Annotated in this window: 22 protein-coding genes; 14 read left to right on the plus strand and 8 right to left on the minus strand. The window is 34.4% G+C overall.

All coding sequences use genetic code 11. The features are described 5' to 3' along the window. Nucleotides 1–45: 45 nt before the first annotated feature. Nucleotides 46–849 (plus strand): helix-turn-helix domain-containing protein, encoded by an 804-nt coding sequence (locus LV842_RS00395; RefSeq protein WP_233109483.1) that lies wholly within the window; start codon nucleotides 46–48, stop codon nucleotides 847–849. A gap of 133 nt (nucleotides 850–982) precedes the next feature. On the opposite strand, the gene rplI is transcribed toward LV842_RS00395, so the two are convergent. From rplI to LV842_RS00425, 6 genes are all read right to left on the minus strand, one after another. Next, nucleotides 983–1492 (minus strand): 50S ribosomal protein L9, encoded by a 510-nt coding sequence (gene rplI / locus LV842_RS00400; RefSeq protein WP_233109484.1) that lies wholly within the window; start codon nucleotides 1490–1492, stop codon nucleotides 983–985. 110 nt (nucleotides 1493–1602) lie between these two features. Continuing rightward, complete coding sequence (gene rpsR / locus LV842_RS00405; RefSeq protein WP_007844708.1) at nucleotides 1603–1905, minus strand: 30S ribosomal protein S18; 303 nt, start codon at nucleotides 1903–1905, stop codon at nucleotides 1603–1605. A gap of 31 nt (nucleotides 1906–1936) precedes the next feature. After that, nucleotides 1937–2278: a 30S ribosomal protein S6 gene (gene rpsF, locus LV842_RS00410; protein ID WP_233109485.1), complete on the minus strand. Its 342-nt coding sequence runs from the start codon at nucleotides 2276–2278 to the stop codon at nucleotides 1937–1939. Nucleotides 2279–2412: 134 nt separating this feature from the next. Next, nucleotides 2413–3765 (minus strand): chloride channel protein, encoded by a 1353-nt coding sequence (locus LV842_RS00415; protein ID WP_233109486.1) that lies wholly within the window; start codon nucleotides 3763–3765, stop codon nucleotides 2413–2415. A gap of 380 nt (nucleotides 3766–4145) precedes the next feature. Beyond that, complete coding sequence (locus LV842_RS00420; RefSeq protein WP_233109487.1) at nucleotides 4146–5456, minus strand: dihydrolipoamide acetyltransferase family protein; 1311 nt, start codon at nucleotides 5454–5456, stop codon at nucleotides 4146–4148. Nucleotides 5457–5519: 63 nt separating this feature from the next. After that, on the minus strand, nucleotides 5520–6347 hold the full coding sequence (locus LV842_RS00425) for an SAM hydrolase/SAM-dependent halogenase family protein (protein ID WP_233109488.1): 828 nt from the start codon (nucleotides 6345–6347) through the stop codon (nucleotides 5520–5522). Nucleotides 6348–6477: 130 nt separating this feature from the next. On the opposite strand from LV842_RS00425, the gene LV842_RS00430 reads away from it, so the two are divergent. The 5 genes from LV842_RS00430 (at nucleotide 6478) to LV842_RS00450 (ending at nucleotide 10553) form a co-directional block, all read left to right on the plus strand. Further along, nucleotides 6478–7434, plus strand: a complete 957-nt coding sequence (locus LV842_RS00430; RefSeq protein WP_233109489.1) for a PhoH family protein — start codon at nucleotides 6478–6480, stop codon at nucleotides 7432–7434. Nucleotides 7435–7508: 74 nt separating this feature from the next. Next, nucleotides 7509–8165: a porin family protein gene (locus LV842_RS00435; protein ID WP_233109490.1), complete on the plus strand. Its 657-nt coding sequence runs from the start codon at nucleotides 7509–7511 to the stop codon at nucleotides 8163–8165. 112 nt (nucleotides 8166–8277) lie between these two features. Continuing rightward, nucleotides 8278–8787: a hypothetical protein gene (locus LV842_RS00440; protein WP_233109491.1), complete on the plus strand. Its 510-nt coding sequence runs from the start codon at nucleotides 8278–8280 to the stop codon at nucleotides 8785–8787. Between the two features lie 403 nt (nucleotides 8788–9190). Further along, nucleotides 9191–9853, plus strand: a complete 663-nt coding sequence (locus LV842_RS00445; RefSeq protein WP_233109492.1) for an outer membrane beta-barrel protein — start codon at nucleotides 9191–9193, stop codon at nucleotides 9851–9853. A 76-nt stretch (nucleotides 9854–9929) separates the two neighbouring features. Beyond that, a complete protein-coding gene (locus LV842_RS00450; protein WP_233109493.1) occupies nucleotides 9930–10553 on the plus strand; it encodes an outer membrane protein in 624 nt (207 codons plus the stop codon). 75 nt (nucleotides 10554–10628) lie between these two features. Here the strand turns inward: LV842_RS00450 and LV842_RS00455 are convergent, their stop codons facing one another. Both LV842_RS00455 and ffh read right to left on the minus strand, forming a co-directional pair. Next, nucleotides 10629–10892, minus strand: coding sequence for a TM2 domain-containing protein (locus LV842_RS00455; RefSeq protein WP_233109494.1), 264 nt, complete (start codon nucleotides 10890–10892; stop codon nucleotides 10629–10631). Nucleotides 10893–10943: 51 nt separating this feature from the next. Continuing rightward, complete coding sequence (gene ffh / locus LV842_RS00460) at nucleotides 10944–12305, minus strand: signal recognition particle protein (protein WP_233109495.1); 1362 nt, start codon at nucleotides 12303–12305, stop codon at nucleotides 10944–10946. A gap of 324 nt (nucleotides 12306–12629) precedes the next feature. Here ffh and LV842_RS00465 point away from each other — a divergent pair, with 324 nt between their 5' ends. The 8 genes from LV842_RS00465 (at nucleotide 12630) to LV842_RS00500 (ending at nucleotide 18608) form a co-directional block, all read left to right on the plus strand. After that, on the plus strand, nucleotides 12630–12902 hold the full coding sequence (locus LV842_RS00465; RefSeq protein ID WP_233109496.1) for a hypothetical protein: 273 nt from the start codon (nucleotides 12630–12632) through the stop codon (nucleotides 12900–12902). A gap of 53 nt (nucleotides 12903–12955) precedes the next feature. Then, on the plus strand, nucleotides 12956–14056 hold the full coding sequence (gene atpB / locus LV842_RS00470; RefSeq protein ID WP_233109497.1) for a F0F1 ATP synthase subunit A: 1101 nt from the start codon (nucleotides 12956–12958) through the stop codon (nucleotides 14054–14056). 44 nt (nucleotides 14057–14100) lie between these two features. Next, nucleotides 14101–14295 (plus strand): ATP synthase F0 subunit C, encoded by a 195-nt coding sequence (gene atpE / locus LV842_RS00475; protein WP_002979108.1) that lies wholly within the window; start codon nucleotides 14101–14103, stop codon nucleotides 14293–14295. An 86-nt stretch (nucleotides 14296–14381) separates the two neighbouring features. Continuing rightward, nucleotides 14382–14879 carry a F0F1 ATP synthase subunit B gene (locus tag LV842_RS00480; protein ID WP_233109498.1) on the plus strand — a complete coding sequence of 166 codons (498 nt, stop codon included), beginning with the start codon at nucleotides 14382–14384 and terminating at the stop codon, nucleotides 14877–14879. A 2-nt stretch (nucleotides 14880–14881) separates the two neighbouring features. Then, on the plus strand, nucleotides 14882–15421 hold the full coding sequence (gene atpH, locus LV842_RS00485; RefSeq protein ID WP_233109499.1) for an ATP synthase F1 subunit delta: 540 nt from the start codon (nucleotides 14882–14884) through the stop codon (nucleotides 15419–15421). Between the two features lie 18 nt (nucleotides 15422–15439). Further along, the gene (gene atpA, locus LV842_RS00490) at nucleotides 15440–17017 is read left to right on the plus strand and encodes a F0F1 ATP synthase subunit alpha (protein ID WP_233109500.1); all 1578 of its coding nucleotides are present in this window, start codon (nucleotides 15440–15442) and stop codon (nucleotides 17015–17017) included. 86 nt (nucleotides 17018–17103) lie between these two features. Further along, complete coding sequence (atpG, locus tag LV842_RS00495; protein WP_233109501.1) at nucleotides 17104–17967, plus strand: ATP synthase F1 subunit gamma; 864 nt, start codon at nucleotides 17104–17106, stop codon at nucleotides 17965–17967. A 164-nt stretch (nucleotides 17968–18131) separates the two neighbouring features. After that, a complete protein-coding gene (locus LV842_RS00500; RefSeq protein WP_233109502.1) occupies nucleotides 18132–18608 on the plus strand; it encodes a T9SS type A sorting domain-containing protein in 477 nt (158 codons plus the stop codon). Nucleotides 18609–18616 lie beyond the last annotated feature (8 nt).

Genomic DNA, 18616 nt, shown 5'->3' on the forward strand with positions numbered 1-18616 from the left:
TTGTTCATTTACGCCATATTGAAATTTTCTTCATACCTTTATTGTATGAATGACAGTCATTTTGGAGCCGTTGAAGAAGATGATGCCTCTTTTTATGTATATCATGTTCTGACAGGTGATGTGAAAACTGAGATCCATCATCACAGTTCTGCTCAATTGGTGTACGCAGAAGGAGGTATTGTACATGTTTTTACAGATTTGAAGCATTGGTATTTACCTGCACGATGTTTTATGTGGATTCCTGCCGGAACCCCTCATTATATTTTTTCGACAAGCCCAAAAGTAGATTTATATAACTTTTATTTTAAAAAAGAGGAAAATGAAAGTGGCTTTTTTGATGAAATTAATATCTATTCCGTAAGTCATTTACTGAGGGAAATGATTTTATACACCAAAGACTGGGATGGGAAAATCACAAAAAAGGATGGGTCTAAATATGATTTCCTTAAAGCTTTAAAAGGGATTTTACCAGAAAAGAGAGATAAAAAGCTGGCATTTCCTGTGCAACATCCTTTTCCTAATGATGAAACGTTACTGAAAGTGGCTCAATACATCCATGCAAATTTAGAAAAGCCTTTAACAATTGAATCTACAGCAAAAGAATTCGGAATGAGTACCAGAACCTTATCCAGGAGATTTAAGGAGACGCTAGGGATGAATTATGTCCGTTTTTTGCGTGCTTTAAGAATTACACGTTCATTGGAATTAATGCTTGAAGAAAAATATAATATGTATGAAATTGCAATGATGGTAGGGTACAACAGCCTTTCATCTTTTAGTAATATCTTTAAAAAAGTAATTGGAATTCCACCTACAGAGTATCAGCATAAACTGAGAGGGGATGAGTAAGTGGTAGGTATTTTATTTTTTAAAATTAACAATTAGTTTGTCATTCCGTGGAATCTAAACTAACAATAATCTGAAAAAAGAAAAACCACCTCATGAGAGGTGGTTTTATATGTTGAGAAAAATCTCGTCTTGATTAAGCTTCTTCAGAAGGAGCTTCTTCTTTTTTAGCAGGAGCTGCTTTTGGAGCTTCTACCGGAGCGTCAGATACGATATCGAATTCGAAGTTGTACTCAACGTTTCTGTGTAATCTGATGTTTGCAGTTACTTTACCAGTTCTCTTGATAGTGTTACCAGGGATTTTGATATATTTCTTCTCTACAGAAACTCCAGCTTTTTCTAGAGCAGCAGAAAGATCTGCATTGTTGATAGATCCGAATAATTTATCACCAGAACCTACTTTTGCAGGGATAGTAACAGAAGTTTTCCTCAATTTCTCAACTACAGCAGTTGCAGCAGCGATTAATTTAGCTTCTTCTTCTTTTCTAGCTTCCAAAGTAGCTTCTAGAGCTGCAATGTTTTTAGGTGTAGCTAAAAGAGCAAATCCTTGAGGGATTAAGAAGTTTCTTGCATAACCTGGCTTTACGCTTACTGTGTCGAATTCAAGACCTAAGTTTTCTACGTCTTTTTTAAGAATAATGTTCATTGTTGTTGTCCTTTTTTAGATTTTAGACTTCTAAAATCAAGTTAGAATTTAATTATGTATTCAGCAACAAAAGAAGAGATTGCTCTCTTCTTTTATTTATTTTTGTTGTCTTATTTCAATAAGTCAGCTACGTAAGGCATCAAAGCAAGGTGTCTTGCTCTTTTGATAGCAGCAGAAACTTTTCTTTGGTATTTTAAAGAAGTTCCAGTGTATCTTCTTGGTAAAATTTTACCTTGCTCGTTTACGAACTGTAATAAGAAGTCAGCATCTTTGTAATCAACGTGCTTAATTCCGAATTTTTTGAATCTACAATATTTCTTTTCAGATTTTGTATTGATATCAAGTGGAGTAAGGAATTTTACTTCTGATTCTCCTCCAGCTGAGGCTTGTTTAGCCATTTCATCTATTGCCATGTCTTGTCGTTTTAAAAAATTGGGTTAATAATTAAGCTTTAGCCGCTTTTACTTTAGTTCTTCTAGTTACAGCGTACTCAACAGCATGCTTGTCAAGTTTTGTAGTAAGGTAACGAATTACTCTTTCGTCACGTTTGAATGCTAATTCTAGATCAGCAACTACAGTACCTTCTCCTTTAAATTCGATTAAAGTATAGAATCCGTTCTTTTTCAATTGGATCGGATAAGCTAATTTTTTTAATCCCCAGTTTTCTTTAGCAACGATTTCGCAGTTCTTTTCTTTTAAAAGATCTACATACTTGTTCACTGCTTCCTCTACCTGTGACTCAGATAGAACGGGAGTTAAAATGAAAACAGTTTCGTAATTGTTCATAATGTTAAATGAATTTGTTAATTATTTCGAGGTGCAAAATTAAAAAATATATTTGTAATATACAAGGTTAGTAATGATTTTGTTGATGAGTACAGGTAATTGCTATGAAAATACCTGTACATATGGGAAAATACTTAGTCTTTTTCTCGGATTTCTTTTAGAAAGTTTACTTTGATTACATCATATAAAGAATGTCTGCTGACTAATATGGAAGCGATAGATGAAACCATTCCGGCTAACATCAAATGAAATATTAGAGAATGTCTGTCGGTCATTTCCAAAACGATAATAGCTGATGTAAACGGGGCTCTTGTAATTCCGGTAAGAAAAGCAACCATCCCGGCAAGGATAACAACATTGGTTTCATTGGGGCTTAAATGAATAAAACCGGAGATTACAGATCCGATACTTGCTCCGGCCGTTAAAGCAGGTGCGAAAATTCCACCGGCACCTCCGGAAGTAAAAGATAGGGCAGGACCCAACATTCTTAAAATAGGAACATACCAGTCTTCATGTTTATTTTCTGTAAAAAGAACGCGTTCCATGATTTCTTTTCCTGATCCTAAAATTTCTCTGTTAATAAAGAAAGCTATGGAGGCAATGACTAAGGCACAAATCACCAGAAAAATAACATTGGATCTGTCTGTTTTTAATTTTCTTTTTTTCCAATCAGACATTTTTAACATGGTAACCGAAAGCTGACTGGCTAAAATTCCAGCAACTCCCGCTACTAAAATAATAGGAAGCATTACCATTAATGAAACGTCATTCGTTTTAGGATACCCTAAATATAAATAGGAACCGGCTAAAGTTTGAGCAGTCAGACCTGCAATAATAACCGCTGTAAATAAAGCTGTTTTAAAGTAATTGATATGGGTTTTAGAAAGCTCTTCTACCGCAAATACAATTCCACCGAGTGGAGTATTAAACGCTGCTGCAAGTCCGGCTGCTGCACCCGTCATGATCATATTTTTCTTTGAAATTTTTGGCCACCATTCCGGAAGGTACTCGTTTACTTTTCTGAAAACCGAGCCTGCAATCTGAATGGTAGGACCTTCTCGTCCTACTGCACCCCCGCCGATTACCAGAACAACGGATGAAATGATTTTAAAAATGATGATTTTTAAACTTAAAAAGCTGCGTATTTTTTTATGTTCTTTCGGATTGGCCAATTCTACGGCGGCCATAACTTGTGGAATTCCGCTTCCTTTGGCATTGGGAGCAAATTCTTTTACCAGCCACCATGAAAGGACAAAACCAATCGGGGCAATAACGAAAATCATCCACGAATGCCAATCGAGAATGAAATGAAGAAGATTTTCGCCCCATGCAAAAATTTTGGCGTACATCACTGCAAAGAAGCCTGTAATAACTGAACCAATCCAAAAAGGAATGGCCTGAAGCAGGTTGTATTTCAGTTGTTCGTTTCGAATGTTGTCGAAAGATTTTTTCAGAGATCTTCGAATGAGAGCGATAATTTTTAACATTTATCAATTTTGAAGTTTAAAAATACGGGATTTTTATGGATTTTACATTTTTATGTAGTTAAAGTTCTTGAATTATTTTTTATTTTTTTTGAATCGATTGTTTTTGAATTGACTACTCAGTAATCAATTTTTGAAGATATACGTTATATTGTAAATTGAAATTGTTTTTATTGGTGTTTATTTAATGAAATGTTTATTTTGTTGAATAATTAATAAATTGTTTTGGGTTTGTAGGGATTACTATAATTTATTTGTAATGCTAATCTCCATGACAGTAAACGTATATGACTTTGATTTTTGCTAACAAAAAAACCTCCGAAAAATTCGAAGGTTTTATATTGGTGAACAGGCTAGATTAATTATTGCCTATTATTCATTACTTATATTTCCGTGTTCAGATCCCAGTTTTCAAGATAATCGTGAACGTGTTTCAACATCATTCCACCTAGAGATCCGTCTACAACTCTGTGATCGTAAGAGTGAGACATGAACATTAAGTTTCTGATTGCAATTACATCACCATCAGCTGTTTCAAGAACTGCAGGCTTTTTAACGATTGCTCCGATTGCTAAAATTGCAACTTGAGGTTGAGGAATAATTGGTGTTCCCATTAGGTTTCCAAAGCTTCCTACGTTAGAAATTGTGTATGTTGCTCCCTGAGTATCTTCAGGTCTTAATTTTTTGTTTCTTGCTCTGTAAGCCAAATCGTTGATTGCTTTTGCCAATCCTGAAAGAGACAACTGATCTGCGTTTTTAATTACAGGAACAATAAGGTTTCCGTCTGGTAAAGCAGTCGCCATACCGATGTTGATGTTTTTCTTTTTAATGATGTTCTCACCATTTACAGAAACATTGATCATTGGGAAATCCTGGATAGCTTTTACAACTGCTCTTACGAAAATTGGCATGAAAGTAAGTTTTTCACCTTCACGTTTTTCGAAAAGAGATTTGTTTTTATTTCTCCATTTTACAACGTTCGTTACGTCTGTTTCGATGAAAGAGGTAACGTGTGGTGCAATGTGTTTAGCTTTTACCATGTTTTCAGCGATGATTTTTCTCATTCTGTCCATTGGAATGATTTCGTCACCTGCTGCAACAGGGATTGTAGAAGCCGGAGCTGAAGTTGCTACTGGCTGTGGAGCAGAAGCTGCCTGTACCGGAACCGCTTGTGGAGCTGGTTGGTTTCCTCTGTTTTTAACGTAAGCTAAAATATCTTCTTTGGTAATTCTTCCTTCTAAACCGCTTCCTTTGATGGTTTTTAGTTCAGATTCAGCAATATTTTCCTGTTGTGCGATTGATTTTACAAGTGGAGACAGGTAAAGATCTCCTGAAAATTCTGTTGAAGCAGCAACTTGTAAAGGCTGTTCAATGGTTTTTAAGGTTTCAGCATCAGGAGCAGCTGCCGGAGTTTCAGTTTTTACTTCTTCTGTAGCTGTGTTTCCGCCTTCTCCTTCAATTTCTAAAATAGCAATGGCTTCACCTACTTTTGCAACCTCGTCTTTCTGTTTCAAAATCTTTACGATTTTTCCCGAAACGGGTGTCGGAACATCTGAATCTACCTTATCTGTTGCAATTTCTACTACGGAATCATCTTCTTTTACATTATCACCCTCATTGAATAACCAAGTGATAATAGTAGCTTCCATAACACCTTCTCCCATGGAAGGAAGCAATAATTTGTACTCTGCCATTTTTAATTTTTAGATTTTGACAAATATATAAAAAAAATCGGTTTTTTTATGAAATATATAATTTTAGAAAAATTCAATGTAAATATTTTCTCCTACGTTCATTCCGAACAGGCTTTTTGCCCCATTCTTTTTGCTTCCTTTATAGATCGTTAGCTCCAAAAGCTGACTGTCATTGAAGATTGCTGCCGACTGACCATGGAATTCAGTTTCCCGATCCCAATCCGAAACCACTTCTGTATGACTTGAAAAAACTTTTGAAAGGGCTAAGTTCCTGAATTTGATGGTGAAATTTTCATATCCATTCCCAATGGTTTCAAAAAAGTCTTTACTGATATTTGAAATTATATTTCCGAAATTATCAATATAGGTTACTTCCCCGATAATCATTTTTTCAGACTCATTATACACCGGTTTCGGGAATAAAAGCTGTTTGGCGGTATCAATTTTTCGTCCAATCACTCCGGGAAGTCCTCCGTTGGCTAAATGTACCGCTGTAGGAACAAAAATATCCGTTGATGTAAAATTAACGATGTCATCGAACCTGTTATTCAACGTAATTTCAAAAATAGCTTCCGGTTTAATGTCAAAAAATATTAAACTTAGAAGACCGTTATCGGCTGCAATGAAGTAATGACCATCTGCTTTGTATAAAATATTTTTTCTCGATTTGTGCTGAAAGCTGTCGACAGAAATAATATGAATACTGCCTTTCGGAAAATGTTTGTAAGCGTTTCTTACAATATATGAAGTCTGTATAAGGTTGAAAGCCTGAATATCGTGGGTGATATCAACAATATTAACCTTTTGGTTCAGAGAAAGAATGCTGCCTTTCACAGCGGCAACTCTGTAATCCAAATTTCCGAAATCTGAAGTAAGGGTAATAATTGACATTAATTGTTTGTAGGATAATAGAATTGCAAATTTATCTAAAATAAAAAGAAAGCCCGAAATATTCGAGAAAAGAATTTGATAAAAATTTCAAAAAAAGTTTTACATTTAAAATCTAAAATAAAAATACTACATGTTTGAATTGACATATGATTTGGAAGATATCGACATGAAAATCTTCTATGGAGTTAATAACCAATTTTTCAATTTAATAAAATCAAGTTTTCCTACTCTTAAAATCACCGGGAGAGATCATTTTATCTTTGCGATGGGAAATCAGGAGGCTTTAGATATATTTAAACAGAAGCTTGATGATATTGTCGGATTTATTTCGAAAAATAATTCTATCGGGCTTAAAGACGTTGAAAATATACTCAACTTAAAAGACGAAAACGAAAAACAGCTTGTTTTTGATCAGGATATCATCGTAAAAGGGGTAAATGGTAAAGTCATAAAGGCTAAAACAACCAATCTTAAAAAACTGGTAAAAGAAACTGAGAAAAAAGATATGGTTTTTGCAATCGGACCTGCGGGAACAGGGAAGACCTACACCAGTGTTGCTTTGGCAGCAAGAGCTCTTCGGGATAAAATGGTAAAAAGAATTGTATTGACCAGACCCGCTGTGGAAGCAGGGGAGAGCTTAGGATTTTTACCAGGTGATATGAAAGAAAAGTTAGATCCTTATATGGCGCCACTTTATGATGCGCTTCGAGATATGATTCCCCACGAAAAACTGGAAGGTTTTATAGAGAAGAAAGTGATTGAAGTTGCACCATTGGCTTTTATGAGAGGAAGAACTTTGGATGATGCTTTTGTAATTCTTGATGAAGCACAAAATACCACCCATTCCCAAATGAAGATGTTTTTAACAAGAATGGGGATGAATGCTAAATTTATTATTACGGGAGATCCTAGCCAGGTTGATTTACCGCCAAAACAGCAGTCCGGATTGAAAGAAGCCATGAGAATTCTAAAAGATGTAAAAGAAATAGGATTTGTTCATTTAACGGAAGAAGATGTTGTGAGACACCCTGTTGTTAAGAAAATTATTTTGGCATATAACGAAGAAGAAAAGAGACAGAGAGACTAGTTTTAAGAAATTCTTGTTAAATCAGTGAAAAGTGATATATTAGCTCGCTAATTTTTTTAGAAAAACAATATATCATGAAAAAACTTTTACTTATTGCAGCAGTTGCTGTCATGGGAGTTTCTTTACAAGCACAAGAAACAAGATTTGGTGTTAAAGCTGGTTATTCATTCTCAACAATAAAAGTTGATGAAGCACAAGATGATCTGGAAGCAAGAAACACCGATCCGTCTCACACTTTTTATGTAGGTGGGCTTGTTGAACACAAATTTGGAGATAAGTTTGGAATTCAAGGGGAATTATTGTATTCACCACTAGGAGGTAAAGAAGACCTTAATGCAAGTGAAGACGATGTGTATTTTAGAGAAAAAACTAAAATCACTTTCGGAACTTTATTAATTCCTGTTTCTGCAAAATATTTTATTTCAGAAAAATTATCGGTATCTCTTGGAGCTAGTTTTGGTGTAATTCTTTCCGCAAAACAAAAAACAGTTGTAGATGCAGGTATAGGTATTCCTGGTTTAGAATTGGAAGGGGATGATGATGTTGATATTAAAGATGATGTGAATACTTTAAATATTGCCCCATTCTTAGGCGCTGAGTTTGCATTAGAAAACGGATTGTTTTTTGATGCGAGATATAACTACGGAATTTCTGATCTTTCTAAAAGTGACGGTAAAGTTACAAACAGCTTTTTACAGGTTGGTGTAGGTTTCAAATTTGGAGGTAACTAAGATTTTTTTCTTTACTTATAAAATACAGCAGGATTTTTTATCCTGCTTTTTTCATGAACGGCACTTGGTTTGCTATACCTATTTTTTATAATAACATTTTAAATATTAAACAATGAAAAGACTATTATTACTAGGTGCTTTTGCGCTTTTTGGTGGTATTGCTCATGCTCAGGAAGGTTTTAAACTTGGAGGTCACATCGGAGCTCCACTAGGTGACGCTGCAGATGCTGCAAGTGTTACAATAGGTATAGATGCTGCATATATGTGGAATATAACTAAGGGATTAGATATTGGGGTTACTACAGGATATTCTCATTTTTTCGGGAAAGATCACGTAGATGATTTCGGTTTTGTTCCTATTGCTGCATCAGGGAAATATAAATTTGATAAAATTCCACTTTTTGTGGGGTTAGATTTAGGAGCTGCTATTTCTACAAGAGATTATATTAATAGTGGTTTGTATGTAGCGCCAAGAGTAGGGTATCAAATGAAAAATGCTGAACTCTATTTAGGATTCCAAAATATCAGCAGTGGCTATAAAGATCATGGTCCTTATTGGTATAATGATGACAGATTTAATTTCGGTGCCATTAATTTTGGTGTAAATTTCTTTCTGAAATAAAATAATTAAGAAATAATTATCATAAACTCCGGCTGAAAAGCCGGAGTTTTTATTTTTAAACCATAAATATTTTTCAGAGATATACACTCTTTGTTGAAAAGGATTAATTTTTTAGAATTAAGAAGTTATCTATGGTTGTATTTATATAATATTTAATGAAATTATAAACAGATTCAACTTTTTTGACCCCCGGAAATCGTGAAAAATAACTTTTTTTCTGTCTTATTTGTAAAATTGTTATTTTTTTATTCAAAATATTGTGAAAAAATCAAAAAGCCTTATTGGATGGGATTTATTTTGGGAAAACGACAAACTTTAACAATGATATTAATCACATTAACAAATTTTAATATTAAGGCAGACCATTATACATTTGCAGTCAGAAAGTATTAAAATTATTAAAATGAAAAAATTATTATTAGCAAGTGCTATTGCACTTTTCGGTCTATCTAATGCACAGATTGCTAAAGGAACTGCTTATTTATCTGGTCAGGTAAACTATGCTCAAGAAGAGAACAACAATAACGATACTAAAGTAGAAAGCTTCAGAGTTATTCCTACTGCAGGTTACTTCGTAAACACTAACCTAGCTGTTGGTTTAGGATTAGGATATGCAAATGATAAAGTAACAACTACTACAACTTCAAGCGTAGCTGGAGGAACTTTAACTGTTGAAAACAAAGGGACTCAGTCTGCATTTGTTGTAGCTCCATTTGTAAGAAAATATTGGACTTTGGCTGATAAATTATATTTCTTCGGTCAATTAGAAGTTCCAATGGCATTTGGTGAGTACAAAGAAGAGGGAACTCAAACTTTTACTACAGGATCAACTACTACAGTTAACTCTACTTCTGACAAAACTAAATTTACATCTATCGGTGTAAACGTTAAGCCAGGTTTAGATTATTTCTTAAACAAAAACTGGTCTATCGAAGCTACTATCGGTGAGTTTGGATACAACACTTACAAAGAAGATGTAGATGGAGCTAAGAGCATCAATAACTACAAGTTCGGATTGAATTTATCTTCTGTAACTTTCGGAGTTAAATATGTTTTTGCTAAGTAATTAACAATACATTTATACAAAAAAAGTCCTATTTTTTAGGACTTTTTTTTATCTTTAAAACTTTAAATAAATAAACATGAAAAAATTATTACTAGCAGGTGCTGTGGCACTTTTTGGTTTATCAAATGCTCAAATGACTAAAGGAGATTGGGTAATCAGTGGAAATACGGGTATGGGTTTCAACAGTATTGATACTAAAACTAAAGTAGGAGGGGAAAGCTATGATGGACCAAAAGTAAGTACTTTCTCTATCACTCCTTCTGCAGGATATTTCGTAATTGACAAGTTAGCAGTAGGGATTGACCTAGGTTTTACAAGTGTTACAACAAAAGAAGATGGAGATAAATCGACAATTTCTAGCTTTTCTGTAATGCCAACTGCAACTTATTATTTTTCAAATAGTAGCAAATTGGTTCCTTTTTTAGGAGCTGGTATTGGTTATGCATCTAATAAAACAAAAGAAACTTATTCAGGAACCACAGATGAATATACTGCTGATGGTTTAGCTTGGAAAGTAAAAGGAGGAGTAACTTATATGGCTACTCAATCTTTAGGGATCAATCTAGGAGTTTCTTTTGATCAGTTTTCTAATAAAGACACTTTTATGGGAACAGAGTTCAAAAACACTGTAAATACTTTCGGTGTAAACGTAGGTTTTTCTTATTTCATCAAAGCTAAGGCTCAGAAATCTGATAAATAATCCTATTTTAAGATGAAAATAAAGAAACCGACTCAAATCTGAGTCGGTTTCTTTTATTAAAGGCTGATTTTCATTTTAAAACCACTCTTTTTGATTCTGAACATATGTTCTGTCAAATTCCTCATCCGATTTTGTTAAATAGATAATTCCTTCGATTAGACCTACAATTCCTACAATTCCACATGTTACTAGACCAAGAATTAGTTGAATAATTCCTGCTTTTGTATAGCCAAGATAAAATTTATGAATAGCAAAAGTTCCTAGTAAAATTCCTAAGATCCCTGCTACAACTTTTTTTTCCGATTTGTAAGGTGAATTGTAATTTCCTTGTGTTTCCATAATAATATATTTAATGATTGTTGTTTTGGTGTGGTGGTGTGTGATTATTTATTATTTTCCAAACATTCCGCCCATTCCCGGCATATTTGGCATTTTGCTCATCATCTGCATCATTTGCTTTCCTTGAGGACCTTGCATCATCTTCATCATTTTACCCATTTGGTCGAATTGCTTCATCAATTGGTTTACATCTTCAATTTTTCTTCCGGCACCTCTCGCAATTCTGTTTTTTCTCTGAGTATTGATAATAGAAGGTCTTCTTCTTTCTTCAGGAGTCATAGAGTAGATGATCGCTTCGATATGTTTGAATGCATCATCGCTGATTTCTACGTCTTTGATGGCTTTTCCAACTCCTGGAATCATTCCCATCAAATCCTTCATGTTACCCATTTTCTTGATCTGATTGATCTGTTTTAGGAAATCATCAAAACCAAATTCGTTTTTAGCAATTTTCTTGTGAAGTTTTTTTGCTTCTTCCTCATCAAATTGTTCCTGAGCTCTTTCTACTAAGGAAACAACATCTCCCATTCCTAAGATTCTGTCTGCCATCCTTTCCGGGTAGAAAAGGTCTAAAGCTTCCATTTTCTCACCAGTAGAGATGAATTTGATTGGTTTTTCAACCACTGAACGAATCGTTAAAGCGGCTCCACCTCGAGTATCACCGTCTAATTTCGTTAAAACAACTCCGTCAAAATTCAAAGCATCGTTGAAAGCTTTTGCCGTATTTACAGCATCCTGACCTGTCATTGAGTCAACAACGAATAAAGTTTCGTTCGGTTGAATCGTAGAATGAACCGTTTTGATTTCGTTCATCATCTGCTGGTCAATCGCCAAACGACCTGCTGTATCTACAATTACGATGTCGTGACCGTTAGATTTAGCAAAATTAATGGCATTCTGAGAGATGCTTGAAGGATCCATAGAACCTTCTTCTGTGAAAACAGGAACCCCGATTTGTCCACCTAAAACTTTTAGCTGGTCGATCGCAGCAGGACGATACACGTCACAAGCAACCAAAAGAGGTTTTTTATTCTTTTTTGTTTTTAAGTAATTAGCTAATTTTCCTGAGAAAGTTGTCTTACCCGAACCTTGAAGACCTGCAATCAAAATTACAGACGGTTTTCCGGAAAGGTTGATTCCTTCTTGAGAACCTCCCATTAAATCTACTAATTCGTCATGAACGATTTTCGTCATCAACTGTCCCGGAGTAAGAGAGGTAAGAACATCCTGTCCTAGAGCTTTATCCTGAACTCTTTTAGTAAGATCTTTAGCAACTTTATAATTAACATCGGCGTCTACCAATGCTCTACGAATTTCTTTTACGGTTTCCGCTACATTGATTTCGGTGATCTTTCCACGTCCTGAAATGTTATGAAGCGCTTTGTCTAATTTATCCTGTAAACTATTAAACATATTTATTGTAAATTATAGGTTTGCAAAAATAAGGAATTTTTTAGGATATCAAACCTGTATGACGCGTAATATTATATATGATATAAATATTATTGTAGTTTAAATATAATTGAATGGGATGATATAAATCAAATCATGAAAAAATCCGATAGAAAAAGTCTATTTTTGTGATCAATTAAAATTAGCCTAATTGATGTTAGGTAGAAAATAAATTTTAAAATGAAAGCTAATCCGAACATTCTCGTTACAATATTATTTTTTTTAACATTTCTGATTCATTTTTCTTTGTGGAAATTTATATTCCATTTGGATGAAATTATAATCGTGAAGTTTTATTTATTCCTGAGTGTAATGTTCATGATGATGATTACTCTTATTGTTTTAATCAATAGGGTAGTTCCTGAATTTTTAGGATTGTCTGTAATTGGTTTGATTCTTTTAAAATTCGGTTTAATGTATTTAATTAGAAAAAAATTGAACTTTGAGATGATTCCCGGGTATAAATTTCATTTTATAATTCCTTATTTTATCCTGACAACACTGCTTACTTACTATGCAATCAAGCTCATCAATCATGATAAAAAACAGGAAAATTAATTATTGAAACTAGAAAAATTATTATATTTTTGCACAACGAAAAAAACCTATCAATGTTTAAGAAATTCGCAGTTTTATTCTACAGTATTTTTGTATTAAACTTAGTGTCTGCACAGCACGGCGAGGCTACTGCTGAAGCAGGGTCTGCTACTACAGAGCTTTCAGAGAAAGACAAAACAAGTAAAGAAAACAAAGAGTTCATCGATCATCACTTGTTAGATGCACATGACTTTACATTGATGGTGGATAAAGAAGGTCATCATATCGGTTTTCCTCTTCCTGTAATTTTTTATGACAACGGGATTCACGCTTTCATGAGTAACAAAGAAGGTTTCATGCATGGAGAAACTACAGAAGTTGACGGATCTTTCTACAAATTACACCACGAAAAAATTTACAAGACTGATGCAGCTGGAAATTTAACAGAAGATAAAGAAGGTCACGTTACTTCAGAGAAAGTTTTAGACTTATCAATTACGAAGAGTGTACTTATTATCATATTGACATCAATCTTTATGTTTGTATTGTTCACTGGAATGGCTAAGTCTTACAAGAAATCTGTAGTTCCTACAGGTGCAGCAAGATTTTTAGAGCCTTTAGTGATTTTCGTGAGAGATGAAATTGCTATTCCAAACATCGGACATAAATATAAGAGATTCATCGGTTATCTTTTAACTGTATTCTTCTTTATCTTATTCTTGAACGTATTAGGATTAATGCCTTTCGGGATCAATGTTACAGGTAATATTACCATGACATTCTTCTTGGCAATCCTTACTTATTTAATTACTACATTCTCTGCTAACAAAGATTACTGGAAGCACATCTTCTGGATGCCGGGAGTACCTGTACCAATGAAGTTGATCATGTTGCCAATCGAATTGTTAGGAACAATCACTAAGCCTTTCGCATTGATGATTCGTCTTTTTGCAAACATGACTGCAGGACACATCGTAGTAATGAGTTTGATCGGATTAATTTATGTATTTAAGAATTTTATTGCAGGTGTTGCATTCCCGTTCTTAACATTAGTAATCTATTTATTGGAAGTATTGGTAGCATTCTTACAGGCTTATATCTTTACAATGTTATCAGCTTTGTTCATCGGAATGGCAGTACAGGAGCATGAGCATGAACACCATGCAGCTCACTAATTAATTGAAATTAAACAGAAACAAATTTTTTAAAATTATATATTATGGAAATCCCTAAAATTGTAGGTGCTGGTATCGTAGTACTAGGTGTAGGTATCGGTCTTGGTAAAATCGGAGCTGCTGCTCTTGAAGCTATCGCTAGACAACCTGAACAATCTGGAAAAATCCAAACAGCTATGCTTATCGCTGCTGCCCTTGTAGAAGGTGTTGCGTTTGCTGCTCTATTCGCAGTAAACTAATTAAAACAAAAAATCACTATCTGTAACGGTTGGTTACAGGTAGTGGTTATTTAAGAAAAAGTAATAATTATTTATACATTTATATAATGGAATTAATTCATCAGTTTTCGTCAGGATTATTTATTATCCAGTCTGTTATTTTTCTAGCATTATTATTTTTGTTAGGTAAATTCGCTTGGAAACCTATCTTAAAATCTATCAATGATAGAGAAACTTCTATTGTTGACGCTCTTAACCAGGCTAAATTGGCTAGAAAAGAGATGGAAACTTTAAAAGAGGATAACGAAAGAATCATTCGTGAAGCTAAAATCGAAAGAGATGCGATCCTTAAAGAAGCTAGAGATATTAAAGACAGAATTGTAGCAGAAGCTAAAGATGCTGCTAAAGCTGAAGGAGATAAATTGATTGAATCTGCTAAGCAGACAATCAACGCTGAAAAAAATGCTGCAATGGCAGATATCAAAACTCAAATTGGTACAATTTCTATCAATATTGCAGAATCTATCCTTAAGCAGAAATTAGACAACAACGAAGCTCAGAATGAGTTGGTTCAGAATTATTTAAACAAATCAAATCTTAATTAAGAATGCTTACATCTAAAGTAGCTAAAAGATATGCACAAGGTTTGCTTGATTTTACAAACGAAACAAGCCAAACAGCTACTGTATTTTCTGAAATGAAAGCTGTAGTAAAGATAATGATCGAATCTAAAGATTTGAATAAATTCTTCCTTACTCCTTACATCGACTCTAAAAAGAAAATTGAAGTAGCTTCAGAAATTTTTAAAGGATTATCACAATCTTCTCAAAACCTAATTAAATTGGTTATTAAGCAAGGTCGTGAAGCTCAGTTGAAAAATATTGCTCAGGAATTCATCAATAAAGTTGAAGATATCAACGGGGTACAGAGACTTACTCTTACTACCGCTACAGAAATTTCAAATGCTAATATCGAAGAAATCTTAAAATCAAGTAAACTTGTAAACACAAGCGCTAACTTTGATTTAAAAAGAACGATTAATCCTGAAATTTTAGGAGGATACATTCTAAGAGTAGGAGATCAGCAGATTGATGCGTCTGTAAAGACTAAACTTAATCAAGTTAAAAAAGATTTTCAATTAAATTAAGAAAAAAACAACCATACAATGGCAGAAATAAATCCGGCAGAAGTATCTGCGATCTTAAAACAGCAATTGGCCAACTTCGACACTCAATCTAATGTTGAGGAAGTAGGTACAGTTTTAACCATCGGTGATGGTATCGCTCGTGTATACGGGTTAGAAAACGTACAATACGGAGAGTTGGTGAAATTTTCTAGTGATGTAGAAGGTATTGTACTAAACCTTGAAGAAGACAACGTAGGTGTTGCTTTGCTAAGTGAAAGTAAATTAGTAAAAGAAGGAGATACAGTAACAAGAACAAACAGAATTTCTTCTATTAAAGTAGGAGAAGGGATGTTAGGAAGAGTAGTAGATACTCTTGGTAACCCTATCGATGGTAAAGGTCCTATTACTGGGGAATTATACGAAATGCCATTGGAAAGAAAAGCTCCGGGAGTTATTTACAGACAACCGGTAACTGAGCCTTTACAGTCTGGTATCGTTGCTATTGATGCGATGATTCCTGTAGGAAGAGGGCAAAGAGAGCTTATCATTGGTGACAGACAGACAGGTAAAACTACTGTTGCGATCGATACGATCATCAACCAAAAAGAATTTTTTGATGCTGGTAAACCAGTATATTGTATATATGTTGCTATCGGTCAGAAAGCTTCTACTGTAGCACAAATCGTTAAAACTCTTTCTGATAAAGGAGCTTTAGCATATACGGTAATCGTTGCGGCTAACGCATCTGATCCAGTTCCAATGCAGGTATATTCTGCGATGGCAGGTGCTGCAATCGGTGAATTCTTCAGAGACAGCGGTAGACCAGCTTTGATCGTTTATGATGATTTATCTAAACAAGCGGTTGCTTACCGTGAGCTTTCTCTACTATTGAGAAGACCACCGGGTCGTGAGGCTTATCCTGGAGACGTTTTCTATCTTCACTCAAGATTATTGGAAAGAGCTGCGAAAATTATCGCTGATGATAATATCGCAAGTCAAATGAATGACTTACCTGAGTCTTTAAGACCAATCGTAAAAGGTGGTGGTTCATTAACAGCACTTCCAATCATTGAAACTCAAGCGGGTGACGTTTCTGCATATATCCCTACCAACGTAATCTCTATTACTGACGGACAGATCTTCTTGGAGTCTGATCTATTCAACTCAGGGGTTCGTCCTGCAATCAACGTAGGTATCTCTGTATCAAGGGTAGGAGGTAATGCTCAGATCAAATCAATGAAAAAAGTTTCTGGTACTCTTAAATTAGACCAGGCTCAATATAAAGAATTAGAAGCGTTTGCTAAGTTCGGATCTGACCTTGATGCTGCTACATTAGCGGTAATCTCTAAAGGGGAAAGAAACGTAGAAATCCTTAAGCAGCCAGTAAATGCACCACTTCCTGTAGACAGTCAGGTAGCGATCGTATATGCTGGAACAGAAAACTTAATGAGAAACGTTCCTATCAGAAAAATTAAAGAATTCCAACACGAATACATCGAGTTCCTAAGATCTAAGCATCCTGAAACAATGGCTGCAATTAAAGCTGGAAAAATCGATAACGAGATTACAGGAGTTCTTAAGCAGGCAGCTAACGATTTAGCTTCTAAATATAACTAAAAATTAGTTGATGGTTTTTGGTTGATAGTTGACAGAATTTTCTAAAACTAGCAACCAACAACCGACAACCAACAACTAACCCAAATATGGCAAACTTAAAAGAAATACGAGGTAGAATCAGTTCAATTTCATCTACGATGCAAATTACACGTGCTATGAAAATGGTTTCGGCAGCGAAACTAAAGAAGGCGCAAGATGCTATCGTAATGTTGAGACCATATTCTGAAAAGCTTCAGGAGATTATCCAGAATGTAAATTCAAGTTCAGATCCTGATCAGGTTTCTATTTATGCTCAGAAAAGAGAGGTGAAGAGAGTTCTATTTATTGCAGTAACTTCAAACAGAGGTTTGGCAGGAGCTTTCAACTCATCTATCGTAAAAGAGCTTAACAGTCAGTTTCAGAATAATTCTCAGTACGAAATTGAGGTTCTTACCATTGGTAAAAAAGTTTTTGATGCTGTAAGAAAAAACAGAACGGTATTTTCTAACGAAAGTGCAGTATTTGATAATCTTACATTCGACAGAGTTGCTAATGTTGCTGAAGGGGTAATGAAAAGCTTCAGAGATGGTAAATTTGACGAAGTATATTTGATTTACAATAAATTTGTAAATGCTGCAACCCAAGAGGTCATTTCAGAACAGCTTCTTCCTATTTCAATGCCTGAAACAGAAAAAACAGAAGTAGAAACTGATTATATCTTTGAACCAAATAAAAATGAGATTTTAGATAATTTGATTCCAAAATCAATTAAAACTCAGGTTTTTAAAGCAGTTTTAGATTCTGTAGCCTCTGAACACGGAGCAAGAATGACGGCAATGCATAAAGCAACAGATAATGCACAAGCATTGAAAAACGATCTTGTGATTTTCTATAACAAAGCGAGACAGGCTGCTATTACAAACGAAATCTTAGAAATCGTTTCAGGAGCTGAAGCTTTAAAGAATTCATAAATGAACTAGTATTTATAAAATCTATAATACACTAAGCATCGATATTTTCGATGCTTTTTTTGTTTTCGGGAATACCCTACTAAAGAAATGGGATTTTTACGATTGTGATATTTTCGGTTTAAGTGTAAATTTGTTGAATTAAAAACTAAAAAACCAACTTATCCATGAAAACAAAATTATATCTTTCGTTTTTTTTGCTATTATTTTTTTTCGTGAGTTTTGCTCAGGGATCAGTAAATGCTTCTGGAGGGGGTGTTACGAATGCTAGCAATACAATTTCATATTCGATAGGTCAACCTTTTTATCATCAGATAAATGGTGGAGGATTCATACTCATAGAAGGTGTTCAGCAACCTTATGAAATTATAACCATGGGAACAAGTGAATACTCAGGAATAGAATTGGGTATCAAAGTTTATCCTAATCCAACTACTTCATTACTTTTTCTTAAAATAGACGGTGTAGCTCTTAAAGGTTTGAGTTACCAGTTGTTCGATTCTTCCGGACGAAATATTTTTCAAGAAAAAATAAAACAGGTTGAAACATCTATTGACCTGAGTTCAAAACCTTCCGGGGTTTACATCTTAAGTGTATTTAATACCGAAAAAAGTATTAAAACCTTCAAAATCATTAAAAACTAATACAAAAA

The organism is Chryseobacterium gwangjuense (assembly GCF_021311115.1).
In the GTDB taxonomy this organism is placed as follows: Bacteria; Bacteroidota; Bacteroidia; order Flavobacteriales; family Weeksellaceae; genus Chryseobacterium; species Chryseobacterium gwangjuense.

Coding starts and splice junctions, on each gene's coding strand:
- LV842_RS00395 (WP_233109483.1), top strand. CDS start 46: ATGAATGACAGTCATTTTGGAGCCGTTGAAGAAGATGATGCCTCTTTT.
- rplI (WP_233109484.1), bottom strand. CDS start 1,492: ATGAACATTATTCTTAAAAAAGACGTAGAAAACTTAGGTCTTGAATTC.
- rpsR (WP_007844708.1), bottom strand. CDS start 1,905: ATGGCAATAGATGAAATGGCTAAACAAGCCTCAGCTGGAGGAGAATCA.
- rpsF (WP_233109485.1), bottom strand. CDS start 2,278: ATGAACAATTACGAAACTGTTTTCATTTTAACTCCCGTTCTATCTGAG.
- LV842_RS00415 (WP_233109486.1), bottom strand. CDS start 3,765: ATGTTAAAAATTATCGCTCTCATTCGAAGATCTCTGAAAAAATCTTTC.
- LV842_RS00420 (WP_233109487.1), bottom strand. CDS start 5,456: ATGGCAGAGTACAAATTATTGCTTCCTTCCATGGGAGAAGGTGTTATG.
- LV842_RS00425 (WP_233109488.1), bottom strand. CDS start 6,347: ATGTCAATTATTACCCTTACTTCAGATTTCGGAAATTTGGATTACAGA.
- LV842_RS00430 (WP_233109489.1), top strand. CDS start 6,478: ATGTTTGAATTGACATATGATTTGGAAGATATCGACATGAAAATCTTC.
- LV842_RS00435 (WP_233109490.1), top strand. CDS start 7,509: ATGAAAAAACTTTTACTTATTGCAGCAGTTGCTGTCATGGGAGTTTCT.
- LV842_RS00440 (WP_233109491.1), top strand. CDS start 8,278: ATGAAAAGACTATTATTACTAGGTGCTTTTGCGCTTTTTGGTGGTATT.
- LV842_RS00445 (WP_233109492.1), top strand. CDS start 9,191: ATGAAAAAATTATTATTAGCAAGTGCTATTGCACTTTTCGGTCTATCT.
- LV842_RS00450 (WP_233109493.1), top strand. CDS start 9,930: ATGAAAAAATTATTACTAGCAGGTGCTGTGGCACTTTTTGGTTTATCA.
- LV842_RS00455 (WP_233109494.1), bottom strand. CDS start 10,892: ATGGAAACACAAGGAAATTACAATTCACCTTACAAATCGGAAAAAAAA.
- ffh (WP_233109495.1), bottom strand. CDS start 12,305: ATGTTTAATAGTTTACAGGATAAATTAGACAAAGCGCTTCATAACATT.
- atpB (WP_233109497.1), top strand. CDS start 12,956: ATGTTTAAGAAATTCGCAGTTTTATTCTACAGTATTTTTGTATTAAAC.
- atpE (WP_002979108.1), top strand. CDS start 14,101: ATGGAAATCCCTAAAATTGTAGGTGCTGGTATCGTAGTACTAGGTGTA.
- LV842_RS00480 (WP_233109498.1), top strand. CDS start 14,382: ATGGAATTAATTCATCAGTTTTCGTCAGGATTATTTATTATCCAGTCT.
- atpH (WP_233109499.1), top strand. CDS start 14,882: ATGCTTACATCTAAAGTAGCTAAAAGATATGCACAAGGTTTGCTTGAT.
- atpA (WP_233109500.1), top strand. CDS start 15,440: ATGGCAGAAATAAATCCGGCAGAAGTATCTGCGATCTTAAAACAGCAA.
- atpG (WP_233109501.1), top strand. CDS start 17,104: ATGGCAAACTTAAAAGAAATACGAGGTAGAATCAGTTCAATTTCATCT.
- LV842_RS00500 (WP_233109502.1), top strand. CDS start 18,132: ATGAAAACAAAATTATATCTTTCGTTTTTTTTGCTATTATTTTTTTTC.